Below are 18,208 nucleotides of genomic sequence, written 5' to 3' on the forward strand. Positions count from 1 at the left end.
CTGTGTCATAATGAAAAAGTCATAATGCTCCTGAAATTGAGGGTGAAACACAGTGGAGAAAAAGAAAAAAGGCTGTTTCGCTGCCGCGGGTCTTATGATGATATGTGTTTTTGTCATGGTTTCCTTCTTCCTCATTCTGTTATTTTCAAATAATGAATGGCTCAAAAGTCTTCCGTTTGATGTCAAACCGATCGTGCTTGAACGGCTGACAGATTACAAACCGCTTGTTGAAGACGAGCTGGATGAAAAAGGACTCACCAAATATACATCGCTTGTACTCGGCATGATATATCAGGAGTCAAAAGGAAGAGGAAATGATCCCATGCAGTCTTCAGAATCTCTGGGTTTAAAGCGAAATGAGATTAAAAACCCTCAAACCAGTATCAAACAGGGAATCAAACAATTCACTCTCATGTACCAAACAGGCAAGAAAAAAGGCGTAGACTTGGATACGATTATACAAAGCTACAACATGGGAGCCGGCTATATTGATTTTGTGGCTGAACATGGAGGATCGCATACTGAGGAACTGGCAAAACAATACTCCGAGCAGCAGGTCAAAAAGAATCCGAAACTTTACACTTGCGGAGGGAACAAAGACAATTTCCGTTATCCCTACTGCTATGGTGATTACACGTACGCAGAAAAAGTAAAAGCAAAAACAAAAACCGTTGAACAATCCTTAAATGTAACAACACTTGAAACGCTTGAAGAGTAAAAGGCGCCCTGATGAGGCGCCTTTTTCAATCAATAGAAAAAAGCCGCGCAGAGCACGGCTTTTTTTAATAATACGGTGAGATCATTAAGTATACAATGACACCCGTCAGACTGACATACAGCCAGAGCGGCATCGTCCATCTCGCGATTTTTTTGTGGCGCTCCACTTGCATGCTGAATCCTCTGATCAGCGTAAACAGCGCAAGCGGCACGATAACGGCGGAAAGACAGATGTGCGTAATCAAAATAAAGAAATAAATCCCCCGAATAATGCCGTGGCCGCCGAATAAAGTATTCTCAGCTATCGAGTGGTACACGACATAGCAGATCAAAAACAGCAGAGTCGTCGTAAACGCCGCCAAAATAAAGCGTTTATGCGCTTGAATATTTTTTTGCTTAATCATAAAGAGCGCTGCCAGCAAAAAGATAAAAGTAAAGCTGTTAAAAATGGCATTTAACATCGGCAGAATATGAATATTGGCAATGCTGACCTGTCCCGATTTCGGCATAAAAAACAGCACCGCAATTAACCCGTTGATCAAAACGGTCAATGTCAGCACGATACCGGTATAACTTTTAGGTTTGTTTTCTGTCTGATTCATCTTATGACCTCTCTCAATTTTACTGACTATCCAAATGGTATGAGAATTCAGCTTTGATGTCAACGGTTTCGTCCGCTTCGTCAGAAATTAGACAAACTTAAGCCCTAAAAAGACCGGGTGTTTGAGACCCGGCCTTTCGTCATATTATGCTTCCTTCAACAGTTCTTCTATCACCTTATGTTCATTTTCATTCAACAGATTTTTTGGAATGATCCGATCTATCGGTTTATTCATATGCTGATCGAGAATATCGGCTGTTTCTTTGTCCCCTGCGATTACGAGACGCTCCCATTGGTGTGAAGCAGCCTTTTGATCTAGGTTTGAAGCCAATCGTTTATACAGCCTGTTTTGGTTTTCTTCGACATGGGCTTTGGCGGCGTCTTCCTCCATCGATGCGGAGCTTCCGCTTACATCCTGCGGTTTCCACGATTCATTGATGACGTCGTATTGATAATGCTCCACCCCTTCAATTTTTCCGAGTACGGTTTCTATGATCTTCACTTCATTCTGCTGGGTGAGAATAAAAGCCGTGCTCGGAAATTGTTCACGGAGAAGTTCTAATTGATCAAGGACAGCCGTTTCTTCCCAATAAAATCGTATTTCGACAGGCACCTGCAATTCAATCGTCTCCCAGATGCCGCCTTCTCCCGATGCAAAAAATACGAGACTTCGCGGCATCTCTTTACCAAGCCCATCGATATATTGATAGACGCGTTCCATGATGCGGACGAGAGATTTTTCTTCTTCCGGATCACTTACAGACAGATACTCTTTTAATCTCCGAAAACCGGTTTTCAAGGCGATTTTCCACTCTCCCCCCTGCTGATCCGGATTTCTCATATCCGTATTTACATATAAGGAAAGCATTTTATCAGGAGATTCCGTCATTACGTACTTCAATTTGCCGATGAGTGAGTCAATTGCCATTATAGATTCCTCCTTTTTCCGCTGCTCACTGTTCCTTTCCCTATCCGCACCGCCTTAAAAACGTCAATCCACATATAAACGGCAGACTTTTCTAAAAAAGTTTTTGCAAAACCCATTTACAAACCAAGACATCATTTACTACAATGGATACTTGTGTTTGACTAAGACTTTTACGCTGTGAAAGGAGTATGATTTTGTTTACTGCAGAAGAAAGAGATCAGAAAGAGCTGGAAAAAGAGCTTCATAAACTTGAATTTCAGATTTTCAGAATGCGGGAAAATCTGATAGATGTATCAAAAGACGCGCGAGTGCTTGGTATTGATCAATCGAACAATGACGATTGGATCATTGTTTCCTCGATTGATGATGGCCAAACATGTAAGATTATGCTGACTGATTGTGAATCAGCCTACCGGGGAAGAGGCTGTTTTTCACTGATCGCCTCTTATTATGATAATGCCATTCATATCGGGGACATTAAAGGGCCGCCGAACCACGGCTACGGCTCGATCTGCATGAAATTTTTAAAACATATCGCCAGAGAGCAGAATATCCCGAAAGTGACGGGCGACATCGCTAAGCGTGATTGGGATCATGTCGACCGGCTCGTTCATTTTTATGAAAAACATCAATTTGATGTCTGGATTGACAATGATACGCAATCAGGCGGCATTAAATGGGTCGACCTGTAAAAAATGATAGATAAACCCTCGTTAATATGGTGTAATAGATTAAACCATTTAAGGAGGGTTTTTTTGTATCCGGAAAAATTGAAAAAAGGCGACGGCATTCGTATTGTGTCTCCGGCCACAAGCATGTCCGCTATGTCAGATGAAAATATAAATGCCGCGAAGACAAAATTGGAGGAGCTGGGCTTTTGTGTCTCTTTTTCAGAGAATGCAAAAGAAATAAATGAATTTCATTCATCATCGATTGAATCGCGTGTACGGGATCTGCACGAAGCTTTCGCTGATCCTGACATCAAAGCGATTTTGACGACACTCGGCGGGTTCCAATCAAATCAGCTGCTCCGCTATCTTGATTATGAAAACATCAAGCGGCATCCGAAAATCCTTTGCGGCTATTCAGATATTACCGCCCTCGGCCATGCCATATATCAAAAAACCGGCCTTATTACATATTCCGGTCCCCATTTTTCTTCATTTGCCATGAAAAAAGGGCTGGACTATACGATTGACTCTTTCTTGGCCTGCTGTGCTTCTGACAACCCGTATGAGGTAAAACCTTCATCCGAGTGGAGTGATGATAAATGGTATTTGAACCAGGAGGACAGACGTTTTTATCGGAATCCGGGACCGCTCGTTATTCAACCCGGATATGCGGAAGGAACACTGATCGGAGGAAATCTATGCACGCTGAATCTTCTGCAGGGCACGGAATACTTTCCGGAGATGGAACAAGTGATTCTGTTTATAGAAGATGATCATATGTCGGACATTCATATGTTTGACCGGGATTTGCAGTCACTCATCCATCTTCCCGCTTTTTCAGCCGTGAAGGGAATTGTCATCGGACGTTTCCAGCATGCTTCAAATGTGTCTGAGGAGGCTCTGCGTACCGTCATCCGTACAAAAGAAGAACTGTCATCCATGCCTGTTATCGCAAATGCTGATTTCGGCCATACCTCCCCTTTGATGACATTCCCGATCGGAGGAACATGCAGGATAGAAGCCGGCTCAGAAGGCGGACGGATATGGATTGATCGGCATTAATACATAAAGACGGGAAAACCGCCCCGTCTTTTTATTTTGACGCCTTATGCCGCGGCGTGCGCGGAGCGATCATAATTCGTCCGCCAGCCGCTGCCGTCACCCATACGGAAGCTCCTTCATAAAAACGGCTGATCTCTTCATTATATACGGCGTGTGTCAGTTCACGTTTATCATTCGTTCCGTCTTGGTTTTTTACGTTTAAAATAAGTACAAGCTCGTGCCTGCCATTCTTCATCACGCCAGTACTTCTCACCTTTTCAATAACGGCTGGCCTTCCTCTCCCTCTGTCAAGCGCCTGAAACAGCCTGACAGCAGGCATAGACAGTCCGATAACGAGCACAATGACGAAAGCGGTGCATATACCTGCTTGAAACACTGGTGATTCTGTGAAGGCATTCCATAAACATATACATTCCGGCTCCATCAGATTCATCATCCCTTCAGATTCCGTTTTCACATCCATTCCTTATTATATTAGAGAAACGCTTTTTCTTTTTCCGCATATAACGATTATATACAGTCAAAAAAGGGAAGAAAAAAAGAACACAAAGCATTTCGCCTTGTGTTCTTCATCTCTATATGAAACTAGTCTAATACTTTAACATTTACAGTTCTGACGCCCCAGTTGTTAGCGTCACTTTTCTTTGCAACAAATACGTCAATTTTATTTCCTTTAATTGCGCCGCCTGTATCTGCTGCTGTTGCCACTCCGTAACCTTCAACATAAACCTTAGAGCCAAGCGGAATGACACTAGGGTCTACCGCGATGACTTTTGCATCAGGGTTTTTGTTTAAGTCAACACCGGTTGCCGTTACACCGGAAATGCCGCCGTCGTTAGCAGAGTAAGCAGTTGCAGTCATTGTCAGCTGCTTTTTAGGCTCTTGTTGGTTTGTATTTGATTGAACAGGCTGCTGTTTTGCTTCGACAGCCTTCGCTTCTTGTTTAGGTTGTTGTTGTTCTTGAACAGGTTCTTGTTTAGGCTGCTCGTTTTTGACAGCTTCCTGTTTCGGCTGTTCTGTCTCAGCAGCTGGTTTTTGTTCAGTTTGCGGCTGGCTGGCTTCTTGAGCCGGCTGTGCAGCCTGAGCCTGACCTTTCACATTTAACGTTGTGCCTGCGTAAATTATATCTGATTGCAAGTTATTCAAGCTTTTCAGATTGCCGACTGATGTTCCGAATTTCTGAGCAATTTTCCAGAGGCTGTCGCCCTGCTTCACTGTGTACTGCCCAGATGTGGTTGTTTCTACTGAAGAAATAGTCAGTTTCTCTCCTTCAATAATTAAATCAGAAGATAACTGATTCCATTCTTTTAAGTCCTTTAGGTTCACTCCGTTTTTTTGCGAGATCCCCCAGAGCGTGTCACCCTTTTGCACCGTGATTTCTTTAGCAGAAGCGTGAGCTCCAAATGCAGTTGTTGAAATTGCTGCAACTGCGACAAAGGACATAATCGTCTTCTTCATAAGTAAATCCTCCCTTGTTAGCTTTTTATTGGCGGCTAACAGGTGATATCGTAACATATGAAAATGTCAGTTCAATAACAAAACGATTTGAATTAGATTACAGTTCCTTTACATGAAACATTTCTCTCGCTTGGTAAGTCTTGCTGAAACCTTGATACAGCAAGGGTTTTCAAGCTTCTGATTTTTCCGGCGCCAATGAAAAACACAATGTGCAAATTTCTAAAAAAACTTTTTTTCACTCTGTTTCTCTTACATAATTTCGGATTTCTTCTAAAAAAACCGCTCCGTATTTCAATCTTTTTTGTTCCCCGACCCCTTTTACGGAAAGAAGATCCTGATCTGTTTTCGGAAGTTTCGCCGACATTTCTTTTAACGTCTGATCTGAGAACACGACAAATGGAGGCACACCCTGTTCAGCTGCAATCTCTTTGCGGAGACGCCGGAGAAGCTCAAATAATTCGTCATTTTCGGTAACTGCGGCGGCCTGTAAGGCTTCTTTTCTCGCGACTGCGCTTTTTCCAAGCAGAACGTCCCTGCCTTTTTGGGTGACCATAAGCGTCGGAAATGTGCCGTCCGCCATTCTGATATATTCATCTGAAATAAGGAATTCGATAAAATCACTGATTTCCGCTGCGGATTGATGCTTCATAATGCCGTAAGTGGACAGACTGCTGAAGCCGTTTTCCAGCACTTTTTTATTTTTAGACCCGCTAAGCACCTGCGCCACCATCGTTTTTCCGAAGCGCTCATTCATTCTGATGATGCATGACAATACCATCTGCGCTTCTTTTGTGACGTCATGGGCGGTCCTTGTATCAGTGCAATTGCCGCATGCTTCGCAAGCTTCCGCCTCATTCTCGCCGAAATACTTCAGAATAAACCGCTGCAGGCAATCTTCCGTATGACAGTAATCCACCATCTGTCTCAGTTTTTTGAGATCCTGCTTTTGTTTTTCTTCTCCGGCGGCCGATTGGTCTATTAAAAAACGCTGCACCATAATATCCTGCGGCGAAAACAAGAGCACACACTCGCTGTTAAGGCCGTCGCGCCCGGCCCGTCCGGCTTCCTGGTAATAGCTCTCCATATCTTTCGGGATCTGCGCGTGTAAAACAAACCTGATGTTGCTCTTATCGATTCCCATTCCGAAAGCGGACGTAGCTACCATCACTTGTATCTGATCGTTAAGAAACCGCTCCTGCTGGTCTTTTCTGTCATCATCCGCCAATCCGCCGTGATAACGGCCGGCATTGATGCCGCTGCGTTTTAATTTCTCATATAAACGGTCGGTTTCTTTTCTTGTCGCTGTATATATAATGCCGGCTTCGTGTTTATTTTTTTCGAGGTACCGCTCGATAAACCGGTCTTTGTTTTCGCCCTTTACTACTTTAAACGTTAAATTCTCTCTGGCAAAACCGGTATATACAGTTTGTTCTTTCTTAATATGAAGCTGCTTACAGATGTCATCATGAACCTCAGGCGTAGCCGTCGCCGTTAATGCGATGATGACGGGCGGTTCTTTTAATTCATTAAAAAGGATTTCGATATTCCGGTAACTCGGCCTGAAATCATGTCCCCATTGCGATATACAGTGAGCTTCGTCAATGGCGACAAGAGGAACCGTAATATTCTGCAGGATGTGAATGAATTCAGAAGAAGTCAAACGCTCCGGTGTGATGTAAAAGAGCCGGTAAGCCCCTTGTTTCAAACCGGTCAGACGCTCATGAATGTCACGGCTTGTCTGGGTGCTGTTAATATAAGCTGCCGCGATACCCGCTTCTTCAAGCGCGTCCACTTGATCTTTCATTAAAGAAATAAGAGGGGAAATAACGATTGTGGTTCCTTCAAACAGCAGTGCGGGAATCTGATAGCAGATTGATTTTCCGCCCCCCGTCGGCATAATGCAGACCGTGTTTTTTCTCTCCTCTGCAACTGATTGTATCGCCTGCTTTTGGCCCGCGCGAAGACTGTCGTAGCCAAAATAATGCGCCAGAAGGGATTGGGCTTTATCCAGCATATGTTGTAAAACCTCACTTTGTCTTTGATTCTTTCATTTTATCATAATGATAAAGTACGCTGCTCAAGGGCAATTCAAAATAAAAAGCCATCTCCGCAAGGGAAATGGCTTTCGCTACGTATGCCGTACGCAAGTAAGAAAGTTTTAAACCACCACTCCTCAAAGTGGGTGTTTGCAGAAGCGTTCCTGTCGTCCTCTGCAATGGAGGCATGACATTCCGGCTTCGATATAAAACTCCCTATTACAGCTTAAAGGTTAAAACTTAATTAACAATACGAACAATGTAGCTTCTCTTATATCCTACACCATCAGTCGTATTTTGGCAAGAGGGTTAATTCTTTTACAGAAAACCTTTTTTCTTTGTAAAAAATGCTTTATTCTATATAAAAATTGTTTTTTCGACAAAATATCAATATATCAATATAAGATCAGATCGAAAGCTTCCGCCAGTTTCTTCTATAATAGAAAAAACTCTCACACCCTGTAGGGGCGCAAGAGTTATGGCAATTAGAATTTTGCAGCCAGATCTTTCGCTTCTTGCAGTCCTTTTTCAATGATCGCTTGAGCGTTATCCGGTGCAGCATTATGACCTTCAACGACAACAGTGTGAAGATCTTGGACACCCCAGAAACCGAGAACGGTTTTCATGAAGTTTAATGACATTTCAAGAGATGCCATCGGTCCTTCAGAATATACGCCGCCGCGCGCGTTTAAGAGCGCTACTTTTTTATCTCCCATCAGACCTTTAGGGCCTTCAGGCGTGTATGTGAAAGTAACCCCTGCGCGAGACAGGTAATCAACATAAGTATGAAGCACAGCAGGCACTGTGAAGTTCCAAAGCGGGAATGCAAACACGACTTTGTCAGCTTTGACGAATTGATTTAAGTAAATGTCAGCAGTTGACGCTTGTTTTTTCTCTTCGTCTGTCATTTCAATTCCTTTTGAAGCTTTGAATGTTCCGTTAATCATATCTCTTCCGAGGTAAGGAAGGTTTTCTTTATGAAGATCAAGTTCGATCACTTCATCATTCGGATTGTTTTCTTTATAAGCAGCCAGAAACGCTTCGTATAATTTTACGGACACGCCTTCTTCAGCCGTACGGTCACTTGATTTTACAAATAATACTTGAGACATTCTAAATTCCTCCCGGTAATCTTTTAATATTTACTTACAAATAGTATGTTACTTTCTTTTTTATATAAAGTCAATGATTTTATTTCGATTCTGAGATTTTTTATGGAATAAAAAAACAGGTACATATGAATGTACCTGCTGCTATTATTGTGAATCCTGCTCGCGATCCAGGATTTCGTAAGTTTGTGAGCTTTTTTGATCAACGGTTTCTTTATTTGAGAGGTCTTTCACCTGCTCGTGAAATTCCCTTTCATATGACGGAGCGTCTGTTTTCACATCCCCTTCTGTTTCTCGCTGCGCTTCGACGGTCATTCTGGCGTACGGAACGGCTTCAAGTCTTTCATAAGGAATTTCTTTTCCCGTTTTCTCACAAATCCCGTATGTTCCTTTATCCATTCGTTCAAGCGCGGCGTTCACCTCATCTAAAAGATTCTGATCGACACCGTCCAGCGTCTGATTCGTGACCCTGTCCAAATAAATGCTTCCGTGATCCGCTAAGTGATTATCTACTCCGTTCGACAATTCTCCTGTGTCTTCGCTCATTGAATGATTTTCTTTTGATTCTCCCTGAAGACTTTCCTTTAAATCGATTAATTTATGATAAAGGCTGTCCTGCTGTTCTTTTGATAATGACATATTCATCATCTCCTTTTTCGTCTGTATTCTTCGCTGCATCTGTTAATACATACCCTCGAAAAAGGAGGATGAAACAATGGGGGTCAATGCTTTCTCCCCCTGATGGTGACATTGGGTGTCTGCTGCTTTGTCTGTCTTTTTTCTTTCGCAGCATCATTTTGCGGGTTGTCCCGACTTTCTTCAGCGCAGGCTTGTTTGAGCCTGTGCGCCGGTGTATGGTAAGTGGCGCCGATATTCAGCATACCGCTCAGCTCTTCTATACTCAGCTGTTCAAAATCAATATTGTATTCAACCTTGTCCACTTTGACGTGCTCAATATGGACATATGCTTTTTCCCCTTCAACCGTTTGCGGCTCAAAATGACACTTATCCTGAAGGTCATCAAGCTGTTGTTCCACTTTCTTAAGCCGGTCTAATTCTTCTTCACACACTTTTTTGAAAATCTCTTTCATTATTTTTTTCAAAGAAAATCACTTCTTTCCCCGTCACTCTTGGAAAGTTCTATGCGTCCCGCATTGCGAATATATAAACATGATATACAAAAAGGAGGCGAATCATGATGTTTTTTCCATCCGTTATCAACTTTGAGTATATAAAAATGAACGGAATCAGCGGCGGAGCGGCTTTTAACACCGGCTCTTCCATTATGGTGAGAAACACAGCCGCCAATAAAAGAAATGAAGGGTACGGTGAACAAAACGGTGATTGCACCGTTGTCGTCATCCCTATCATGAGTATCGATGATTCAGATCTGATAGATGGCACAGCGAACAAGATCAGCCTTCGATAATGATCTGGCTTGCATCCCCCAGATGTTTAGCAATCGATATATATAAAATCCCGTCTTTGAATACCGCCTGCATTCCCTTCGTACCTTGAGCGGAATGCGGAAGATCGAGTTTTTTTTCAAAATCGCCGTATTTTCCGGTCTTCTGTTTAAAATCCTGTTCATTGAAAAAGGATTTTCTCGTGCCTTTTACGACAATATATTCTCCATAGGACAAAAGCTGAACATCTTGTTTCCGGTAGCCGGGCAGATACAGCAAAAATTGGAGCTCATCATGGGTTTCCACAATATCTATAAGAGGAAAAGCATCCTCATTTCTTCTCATTTGCCCATCTCCCTGTTGAAAGGGAAAATGAGAATGGCCGTTTTGAAATGATTTCAGTTGTTCATCATCAAAAACGTTTTTCCAAAAGTCGCCGCCGGACATGTTTTGCGCCATTTCCATCCATTGCTTCATCTTATCGAAATCCATTTTTATCGCCCCCTGTCTAAGCATACGGTCATAACAGCCGGCATACACCTGTATTAAAGGAGGTTTGCCTGTGGTTCAACCAACTCCATATATCAATATTAATATTTTCATGTTGAAAATTAATTCCTTTGAAAATGCTTCAGCGGTGAATGTCGGACAAAATTTACTGGCGGAATGGCAGAATTCTGATAAAAAGAATCAGGGATACGGACAGAACTTCGGAGATGCAAGCGGCTTCATCGGCACGAACGGCAAAGTGGATGACCGGGATCAAATTGATTCTCCATCAACCTTTGAGTCTGCATGCGACAAAATCCCTGCCGGAAAAGGAGGCCCATTATGATGTTTTCGCCGGTTTTGGTAAATGTAGGAGGCTTTAAAGTAAATGCGGTCGACCGCGGTTCTTCCATTACGATCGGCCCGTATCAGCAAATCGATTATTTTTTATCCAATAAGATCAACTACGGATTCGGTGAAGAAAATGGTGATTTGGCGCCGATTTATATCCCCATCAGTTCTATCGCTGACCCGGATCTCATTGATTCGAACTCCGGAAAAACAAGCATTATATAATAAAAAGGCCATCCGCATGCATTCGGATGGCTTTTATGTGATATTTAACTGCATAAGTATTTTGTTAAGATGGCTTGAACCTCAGTCAAGTCCGTTTCTTTTGCAAATTCCAATTCGAAAGTTTTTCCCCTTGTCATTAATACAAGCCCGGTATCGGGATCAAACATTCCCGCTTCTTGAATGGCGAAGCTTTCAATTGTTTTATATGGAAGAAATACGCGCACTTTCTTTTTGGAGAACATTTTATTATCAAAGAAAATCACTCGTTTATTCGTAAAGCATATTTGGTCAACCCGCAGTTTATAAATCGTTTCGATCCGTTCTCCCTCAACGAGCAAAGCCTCCAGCTTTTTTGTGTCGGTTGATCTGCTGACAGAAAAAATTCCCAATGAAGAACCCCACTTTCTGCTTCTATACTATTGTTTTATTACAATCATAAAAAATAAGTTCTTTATCCCTATATAAGAATACGACATAGACGGCATTTAAACCATTACGAACAGATTACATTTTTAGAACGTTCATCAAAAAAGCCCTTCGCGAAAGGTGCCGCTGTTATGAAGTAATACGGTTCAGCGGAAGAAAAGGTTTCAAGAAAACGGTATTTTTTTCGAAAAGTCAGTTTTTTATTTTCGCCATAAAAAACCGCAGCTTCTCCAATGCCGCGGTTTCAACAAAACATCAACGATCCGTATCTTCAATTGTTCCTTCTTTATAGGTATCTGAAATTTGTTCCATCGTCGTGTCGGTGCCTTCTTCAGGTTGCACTTGCTGAAGCTGATCTGATGTTTTATTTTGTTTGTCTTGCTCTGTTTTTTTCATTTTGCAGCCACCCTTTATATGTAGTCTTTTTTAGTATGGCTCAGGCAAAATAAATTCATTCAGCTTTAAACTTCTTCAAAATACTCTTTGTAGAAGCCTCCGACTTTGTTTGTATTGTCTGCAACAAAAATGAATTCTTCTGTTTCATTTTTGACTTCATACTCTTTACCCGGCGTCAGCACATTTTTGACAATGTATTTTTTCGCATCTGTATGTACGCATTTGACCTTTTTGACGCTTTCTTTTGTCTGCCAATTATTATGAATCATTTATAAAACTCCTTTTCTTAATCGATAAGCTTATTGTAGCCGTTTTTTCTTGTGAATTGCAATAACGGTTATCGATTGATTTTACTGGGGGTGTTATTATAGAATGACTGTATGCGCTTACTTTGCGCGGACATCAAGATGCTCAAAACAGACCATAAAAAATTTCGGGAGGTTTGTTACGAATGAGTTCTTTAACGATGCAGATCACAAAAAGGCTGGAAACATTTTTACAGGGTACGAAGAAACTTTATATTGACGGAAAATTTGTTCCGAGCGCTTCAGGATCAACATTTGTCACACCGAATCCGGCAACCGGAGAAACGCTGATGACGCTTTACGAGGCACAGACAGAAGACATTGACAGTGCAGTGAAAGCGGCACGCAAAGCCTTTGATCACGGCGAATGGCGCACTATGCCGGCCGCTTCCAGAAGCAGGCTGATGTATAAGCTTGCCGATTTAATGGAAGAGCACAAAACGGAACTCGCGCAGCTTGAAACACTTGATAACGGAAAACCGATTAATGAAACGACGAATGGGGATATCCCGCTCGCAATTGAGCATATGCGTTATTATGCCGGGTGGTCTACAAAGATAACCGGACAAACAATTCCGGTCGCCGGCTCATATTTTAATTACACCCGCCATGATCCTGTCGGCGTCGTGGGGCAGATCATCCCTTGGAACTTTCCGCTCCTTATGGCGATGTGGAAAATGGGCGCCGCCCTTGCCACAGGCTGCACAATCGTTTTGAAACCGGCGGAGCAGACACCGCTGACCGCCCTCTATTTAGCGGAATTAATAGATCAGGCGGGCTTCCCTGACGGCGTCATCAATATTGTCCCAGGGTTCGGCGAGACGGCCGGGGAAGCGCTGACCAACCATGACGATGTCGATAAACTCGCTTTTACCGGTTCTACAGAAATCGGCAAAAAAATCATGGAAAAAGCCGCAAAAAAAATTAAACGCGTGACACTGGAGCTTGGCGGAAAGTCACCTAACATCATTTTGCCTGATGCCAATTTGAAGAAAGCCATTCCCGGCGCTTTAAACGGGGTCATGTTTAATCAGGGACAGGTATGCTGCGCAGGCTCCCGTGTCTTCATTCACAAAGACAAATATGATGAGGTCGTCAGCGAAATGGTTTCATATGCGAAATCGCTTCAGCAAGGCGCCGGCCTTCACCAAGATACACAAATCGGCCCGCTCGTCAGCCAGGAACAGCATGAGCGCGTGCTTTCATATATTGAAAAAGGAAAAGCGGAAGGAGCCAAAGCTGTCGCGGGCGGCAGCTGCCCGTTTGAAGAAGGGTATTTTGTCTCCCCGACTGTATTTGCGGATGTGGATGACAGCATGACCATCGCAAAAGAAGAAATTTTCGGCCCGGTCTTAGCCGCCATTCCGTATGATACGGTTGATGAAGTCATTGAGCGGGCGAACCGCTCGGAATACGGCCTTGCAGCCGGACTTTGGACTGAAAATGTGAAAAACGCCCATTACATTGCTGACCGTCTCCAAGCCGGCACCGTTTGGGTCAACTGCTACAATGTTTTCGATGCGGCATCTCCTTTCGGCGGCTATAAGCAATCCGGCCTCGGGCGGGAAATGGGCTCTTACGCGCTGAATAATTATACAGAAGTGAAAAGCGTCTGGATCAACCTGGAAGATTGATCCAACAAGAAACTGCTGCCTGTCAGCAGTTTCTTTCTTTTGTCATGCCGTCTTTTACATATGAATATATATGCTTCTGAAGGAGTTGAGCGAGTGTGAGCACAATTCATGAAAACGTCAGAAGCCGCCAAAAGAAAACCATCTCCCTATTAAGAGAAACGCAAAATGCGGACGGCTCATGGTCATTTTGTTTTGAAGGACCGATTTTGACAAACGCCTTTCTGATCCTCCTTCTCACTTCTCTTGGAGACAATGATAAAGAACTGATCGCTGAGCTTGCAGAAGGCATTCGCGCTAAACAGCGCCCGGACGGAACTTTTGCCAACTATCCTGATGACCGGAAAGGAAATGTGACCGCTACTGTACAGGGCTATGCCGGCTTGCTGGCTTCCGGTTTATATAGCCGTTCTGAGGCGCATATGATTCAGGCCGAACGCTTTATCATCTCAAATGGCGGCTTGCGCAACGTACACTTCATGACAAAGTGGATGCTTGCGGCAAACGGCCTATATCCATGGCCCGCGCTGCATCTGCCATTATCTTTCTTAGTCATTCCCCCATCCTTCCCGCTGCATTTTTACCAGTTCAGTACATACGCTCGTATTCATTTTGTACCGATGGCCGTGACGCTTAACAAAAGATTTTCGCTGAAAAATCCCAACGTTCCGTCTCTCGCGCATTTAGATCGGCATATGACTAAAAATCCGTTTACATGGCTTCGTTCCGATCAGGATGAGAACAGAGATCTCTCTTCTCTTTTCGCGCACTGGAAGCGGCTTTTGCAGATTCCAGCCGCTTTTCACCAGCTCGGTCTGCGTACGGCCAAAACGTATATGCTTGACCGGATTGAAGAAGACGGCACATTATACAGCTATGCGAGTGCCACTATTTTTATGGTGTACGGCCTGCTCGCTCTCGGTGTATCGCGCCACTCCCCCGTTATCAGAAAAGCGCTTGCCGGCACGAAAGCTTTGCTCACGTCTTGCGGCGATATACCGTACCTGGAAAACTCAACGTCGACCGTTTGGGATACGGCGCTTCTCAGCTATGCGCTTATGAAAAGCGGCATCTCAGATAACGATCAAATGATAACCGGCGCCGCCCGGTTTCTGCGTGAACGGCAGCAGACGAAAGTCGCTGATTGGGCCGTTCACAACCCGCATGCTGAACCGGGAGGATGGGGTTTTTCAAACATTAATACAAATAATCCTGATTGTGATGACACAGCCGCAGTGCTCAAAGCCATTCCGCGAAAACGTTATCCCGCCTCATGGGAACGCGGACTGAGCTGGCTTTTGTCCATGCAAAACAGTGACGGCGGCTTCTCTGCTTTTGAGAAAAATGTCAATCATCCGCTGGTCCGCCTGCTGCCGCTGGAATCGGCTGAGGAAGCTGCCATCGATCCTTCAACAAGCGACTTAACCGGACGGGTGCTGCACTGTTTAGGAGAAGCGGGGCTTTCTTCTGATCACCCTCAGATTGAAAAGGCCGTCCAATGGCTGATCCGCCATCAAGAAGAGGACGGATCGTGGTACGGCAGATGGGGTGTCTGCTATATTTACGGCACATGGGCAGCGCTGACAGGGATGAAGGCTTGCGGCGTGAGCCAAAACCACCCGGCCGTGAAAAAAGCGATCCGCTGGCTGAAGTCCATTCAAAACGAGGACGGAAGCTGGGGAGAATCCTGTAAAAGCGCAGAAGTCAAAACCTATGTTCCGCTTTCTTACGGGACGCTTGTACAGACGGCTTGGGCGGCCGAAGCTTTGCTGCAATACGAAAAACCTCATCATCAAGCCGTCACAAAAGGCATATCCTTTCTTATTGAAAACCGGCATTACGAAGGAGACGCTTTCAGCTATCCGACCGGAATCGGCCTGCCGAAACAGTTTTACATCAAGTATCACAGCTACCCGTATGTGTTTTCTTTGCTTGCGCTCAGCACTTTTATGAAAGTGAGTGAAAAGGAGGAAGAAAAATGAAACGGCACGCTTATCAAACCGAAATGCTGAATTGGTGTGAAACCTTGAAGGAACAAGTCATACAGCAAGGTCGGTTCGATCGCTTCGCGGCACAAATCGACCGGATTTTTCACACCCTTCAGGATGATGGATTAACGGAGGCGGAATGGTACGAACAGGCATCAGCACTTTACCGGGACATTACCGAACCGGATGAGCCGGATGAGCGCAGAGCCTATGTGCCGATCGGCAAGCATGTCCTCCCTAAACTGCCATACAGTTATTCCGCACTGGAACCGTATATTTCAAGAGAGATTATGAAACTCCATCATACAAAACACCATCAGAGCTATGTTGACGGTCTGAATAAAGCAGAACTGGAGCTCAAAAAAGCGAGACAAACGAAACAGTACGACTTAGTGGCGCATTGGGAGCGGCAATTGGCGTTTCACGGGGCCGGCCATTATTTGCACAGTATTTTCTGGTTTTCCATGAATCCAAACGGAAAAAGACGGCCGACGGGTGCGCTCTTTCAAATGATTGATGTGTCATTCGGAAGCTATTCTGCTTTTAAAGAGCAATTTTCTCAAGCGGCGAAAAAAGTCGAAGGAGTCGGCTGGGCTATCCTAGTCTGGGCGCCGCGCGCCGGGCGGCTGGAGATTTTGGCCGCTGAGAAGCATCAGCTCTACAGCCAGTGGGACGTCATTCCTTTGCTTCCGCTGGATGTGTGGGAACACGCTTATTATTTACAATATAAAAACGACCGTGCGGCTTACGTGGATCAATGGTGGAATGTCGTTGATTGGCGGGAGGCGGAGAAACGGTTCGAACAAGCGCACCGCGTGATATGGCCGCTTTATTAAAAAAGCCCCCGTCTTGAACGGGGGGCCTGCTTCTTTTGGTCTAAAAAATACCAAGCACGTGCAGAAAAACGATAATAATGGCTACAGGAGCCACATAACGGATTAATAGGAGCCAGACTGCAAACCATTTTCGTTTTATACCGGAACCGCTTTTCAGTTCGTCAAACAGCATCTGTTTCGAAATTTTCAGCGGTACGAAAACGGCAATTAAAAGCGCGCCCAGCGGCATTAAGACATTGCTGACCAGAAAATCCGCAGCGTCAAAAATACTGCGGTGAAAAATAGAAACATCACTCAAAATTCCGTACGACAGCGCCGAAGGAACCCCGACAATAAATATAGCAAGTCCCCCGATCCATGCATACCGCTTCCGTTTTGCCGAATCGCCTTTTGACAAAACAGCAACTAAAATTTCAAGCATTGAAAAAGCCGATGTCAGCGTCGCAAATAAAAACAGCAGCAAAAAGGCGAGTAAAAACACGATGCCCAACGGCATTTGGTTAAAGACTGTCGGCAGCACGTTAAATAAAAGCTGCGGACCTTGATCCGGCTTGAGGCCGAATGCAAATACCGCCGGAAAAATCGCCACTCCCGCCATCACGGCAACAAGGACATTTAATACCGTCACCGATACGGCGGATTGAACAATATTTTCTTCTTTTTCTAAATATGCGCTGTATGTAACCATTACGGACACTCCGACGCTTAACGAGAAAAATGATTGTCCCATCGCATATAAAATGGTATTGGCATCCATCGCGCCAAAATCAGGCATGAAGAAGAATTTTAATCCCTTCGCTGCATCATGCAGCGTAACGGAACGGATCATTAAAAGAATAAACAGAATAAACAGAGCCGGCATCAGCACCTGGCTTACCTTTTCGATGCCGCTGCTCACCCCTTTTGCCACAACTAAAATCGTCAGCACGATAAACAGCAGCTGACCGAAAACCGCTGCATAAGGGTTGGAAATGGTATCGATAAATAACGTATCAAATCCCGAAGAAAGCGATAAACCGCCTGTAAAGCCTTTTATAATGTAGATTAATATCCATCCCCCCACTACGCTGTAGAAGGACAATAGAATAAAACACGTAATGATTCCGAGATATCCGATCCAGTGCCACTTTTTCCCCGGCGCCAGCGCCTTATAGGATTCAACGGCGTTTTTTTGTGTTTTTCTGCCGATAATAAATTCAGCAAGCAAAAGCGGCAGTCCGATTAAAACAGTAAATAAAATAAAAACAAGCAGAAAAGCGCCGCCTCCGCTGGTTCCCGCTACGTAAGGGAACTTCCATATTGCGCCGAGCCCGATTGCAGAGCCGGCCGTAGCTAAAATAAATCCCAGCTTAGATGACCATTGATTAGCTTCTTTCACTTCAGCACTCCCAATTCATTTCAGTATAAAAATCAATTGTAAGAATATATGTCTGAATAGTCAAGAAGATATTAGTTTACATAATAATTTTATCGAAAACTTATATTTAATATTGAATTATTCAGAATATTATTTATAATGGAGTACAGAAAAGTCAGTCATATTTTCTGACTGATTGATTGGATATAAAAGGAG

The 18,208-nt window shown here is 44.0% G+C and carries 22 protein-coding genes and 1 other RNA gene; 9 read left to right on the plus strand and 14 right to left on the minus strand.

Translation table 11 applies throughout. From position 1 onward, the window contains the following. The first annotated feature begins 52 nt into the window (after positions 1-52). Entirely contained in the window at positions 53-718 is a 666-nt protein-coding gene (locus OWN49_RS13385; protein ID WP_003153802.1) for a lysozyme family protein, read from the plus strand. Positions 719-782: 64 nt separating this feature from the next. On the opposite strand, the gene OWN49_RS13390 is transcribed toward OWN49_RS13385, so the two are convergent. Together OWN49_RS13390 and OWN49_RS13395 are read right to left on the minus strand one after the other, a co-directional pair. Continuing rightward, the gene (locus OWN49_RS13390) at positions 783-1,319 is read right to left on the minus strand and encodes a DUF420 domain-containing protein (protein ID WP_003153801.1); all 537 of its coding nucleotides are present in this window, start codon (positions 1,317-1,319) and stop codon (positions 783-785) included. Between the two features lie 144 nt (positions 1,320-1,463). After that, complete coding sequence (locus OWN49_RS13395) at positions 1,464-2,246, minus strand: VLRF1 family aeRF1-type release factor (RefSeq protein ID WP_176283368.1); 783 nt, start codon at positions 2,244-2,246, stop codon at positions 1,464-1,466. A gap of 188 nt (positions 2,247-2,434) precedes the next feature. Between OWN49_RS13395 and OWN49_RS13400 the strand changes: the two genes are divergently transcribed. Both OWN49_RS13400 and OWN49_RS13405 read left to right on the plus strand, forming a co-directional pair. Beyond that, a complete protein-coding gene (locus tag OWN49_RS13400) occupies positions 2,435-2,938 on the plus strand; it encodes an N-acetyltransferase (protein WP_014305189.1) in 504 nt (167 codons plus the stop codon). 63 nt (positions 2,939-3,001) lie between these two features. Continuing rightward, positions 3,002-3,979 (plus strand): S66 family peptidase, encoded by a 978-nt coding sequence (locus OWN49_RS13405; RefSeq protein ID WP_077722447.1) that lies wholly within the window; start codon positions 3,002-3,004, stop codon positions 3,977-3,979. A gap of 31 nt (positions 3,980-4,010) precedes the next feature. Here OWN49_RS13405 and OWN49_RS13410 read toward each other — a convergent pair whose 3' ends face one another. The 7 genes from OWN49_RS13410 to gerPC form a co-directional block, all read right to left on the minus strand. Then, positions 4,011-4,403 (minus strand): hypothetical protein, encoded by a 393-nt coding sequence (locus tag OWN49_RS13410; protein ID WP_172615152.1) that lies wholly within the window; start codon positions 4,401-4,403, stop codon positions 4,011-4,013. Positions 4,404-4,564: 161 nt separating this feature from the next. Next, positions 4,565-5,437 (minus strand): 3D domain-containing protein, encoded by an 873-nt coding sequence (locus OWN49_RS13415; RefSeq protein ID WP_003153795.1) that lies wholly within the window; start codon positions 5,435-5,437, stop codon positions 4,565-4,567. A gap of 235 nt (positions 5,438-5,672) precedes the next feature. After that, positions 5,673-7,451, minus strand: coding sequence for a DNA helicase RecQ (recQ, locus tag OWN49_RS13420; protein WP_003153793.1), 1,779 nt, complete (start codon positions 7,449-7,451; stop codon positions 5,673-5,675). A gap of 107 nt (positions 7,452-7,558) precedes the next feature. Beyond that, a non-coding RNA gene (gene ssrS, locus OWN49_RS13425) (6S RNA) lies at positions 7,559-7,744 on the minus strand. Between the two features lie 214 nt (positions 7,745-7,958). Continuing rightward, complete coding sequence (locus tag OWN49_RS13430) at positions 7,959-8,585, minus strand: FMN-dependent NADH-azoreductase (protein WP_003153791.1); 627 nt, start codon at positions 8,583-8,585, stop codon at positions 7,959-7,961. A gap of 144 nt (positions 8,586-8,729) precedes the next feature. Next, the gene (locus OWN49_RS13435; RefSeq protein WP_003153790.1) at positions 8,730-9,221 is read right to left on the minus strand and encodes a TraR/DksA family transcriptional regulator; all 492 of its coding nucleotides are present in this window, start codon (positions 9,219-9,221) and stop codon (positions 8,730-8,732) included. An 83-nt stretch (positions 9,222-9,304) separates the two neighbouring features. Then, entirely contained in the window at positions 9,305-9,685 is a 381-nt protein-coding gene (gene gerPC, locus OWN49_RS13440) for a spore germination protein GerPC (RefSeq protein ID WP_176283369.1), read from the minus strand. Between the two features lie 92 nt (positions 9,686-9,777). Here gerPC and OWN49_RS13445 point away from each other — a divergent pair, with 92 nt between their 5' ends. Beyond that, on the plus strand, positions 9,778-10,011 hold the full coding sequence (locus tag OWN49_RS13445; protein ID WP_032873431.1) for a hypothetical protein: 234 nt from the start codon (positions 9,778-9,780) through the stop codon (positions 10,009-10,011). On the opposite strand, the gene OWN49_RS13450 is transcribed toward OWN49_RS13445, so the two are convergent. Next, positions 9,998-10,480 (minus strand): Hsp20/alpha crystallin family protein, encoded by a 483-nt coding sequence (locus tag OWN49_RS13450; RefSeq protein ID WP_003153787.1) that lies wholly within the window; start codon positions 10,478-10,480, stop codon positions 9,998-10,000. The genes OWN49_RS13445 and OWN49_RS13450 overlap by 14 nt on opposite strands. A gap of 70 nt (positions 10,481-10,550) precedes the next feature. Between OWN49_RS13450 and OWN49_RS13455 the strand changes: the two genes are divergently transcribed. Both OWN49_RS13455 and OWN49_RS13460 read left to right on the plus strand, forming a co-directional pair. After that, positions 10,551-10,823: a hypothetical protein gene (locus OWN49_RS13455; protein WP_003153786.1), complete on the plus strand. Its 273-nt coding sequence runs from the start codon at positions 10,551-10,553 to the stop codon at positions 10,821-10,823. Beyond that, complete coding sequence (locus OWN49_RS13460) at positions 10,820-11,053, plus strand: hypothetical protein (protein WP_003153785.1); 234 nt, start codon at positions 10,820-10,822, stop codon at positions 11,051-11,053. The genes OWN49_RS13455 and OWN49_RS13460 overlap by 4 nt, the downstream gene beginning before the upstream one ends. Before the next feature lie 44 nt (positions 11,054-11,097). Here OWN49_RS13460 and OWN49_RS13465 read toward each other — a convergent pair whose 3' ends face one another. The 3 genes from OWN49_RS13465 to OWN49_RS13475 form a co-directional block, all read right to left on the minus strand. Then, the gene (locus OWN49_RS13465; RefSeq protein WP_003153783.1) at positions 11,098-11,442 is read right to left on the minus strand and encodes a PH domain-containing protein; all 345 of its coding nucleotides are present in this window, start codon (positions 11,440-11,442) and stop codon (positions 11,098-11,100) included. A 292-nt stretch (positions 11,443-11,734) separates the two neighbouring features. After that, positions 11,735-11,875: a DUF4025 domain-containing protein gene (locus OWN49_RS13470; protein ID WP_003153781.1), complete on the minus strand. Its 141-nt coding sequence runs from the start codon at positions 11,873-11,875 to the stop codon at positions 11,735-11,737. Positions 11,876-11,940: 65 nt separating this feature from the next. Continuing rightward, positions 11,941-12,144 (minus strand): DUF6501 family protein, encoded by a 204-nt coding sequence (locus tag OWN49_RS13475; RefSeq protein WP_003153779.1) that lies wholly within the window; start codon positions 12,142-12,144, stop codon positions 11,941-11,943. A 182-nt stretch (positions 12,145-12,326) separates the two neighbouring features. Between OWN49_RS13475 and OWN49_RS13480 the strand changes: the two genes are divergently transcribed. The 3 genes from OWN49_RS13480 to OWN49_RS13490 all read left to right on the plus strand — a co-directional run bounded on the left by OWN49_RS13480 (position 12,327) and on the right by OWN49_RS13490 (position 16,635). After that, positions 12,327-13,814: an aldehyde dehydrogenase family protein gene (locus OWN49_RS13480; protein ID WP_176283370.1), complete on the plus strand. Its 1,488-nt coding sequence runs from the start codon at positions 12,327-12,329 to the stop codon at positions 13,812-13,814. Positions 13,815-13,909: 95 nt separating this feature from the next. Next, on the plus strand, positions 13,910-15,793 hold the full coding sequence (locus OWN49_RS13485) for a terpene cyclase/mutase family protein (protein ID WP_176283371.1): 1,884 nt from the start codon (positions 13,910-13,912) through the stop codon (positions 15,791-15,793). Continuing rightward, entirely contained in the window at positions 15,790-16,635 is an 846-nt protein-coding gene (locus OWN49_RS13490) for a superoxide dismutase (RefSeq protein WP_070081967.1), read from the plus strand. The genes OWN49_RS13485 and OWN49_RS13490 overlap by 4 nt, the downstream gene beginning before the upstream one ends. A 40-nt stretch (positions 16,636-16,675) precedes the next feature. Here the strand turns inward: OWN49_RS13490 and OWN49_RS13495 are convergent, their stop codons facing one another. Next, on the minus strand, positions 16,676-18,013 hold the full coding sequence (locus tag OWN49_RS13495; protein WP_176283372.1) for a sodium-dependent transporter: 1,338 nt from the start codon (positions 18,011-18,013) through the stop codon (positions 16,676-16,678). Positions 18,014-18,208 lie beyond the last annotated feature (195 nt).

Origin of the sequence: Bacillus sp. NEAU-242-2 (assembly GCF_027853835.1) — a bacterium.
GTDB lineage: Bacteria > Bacillota > Bacilli > Bacillales > Bacillaceae > Bacillus > Bacillus velezensis.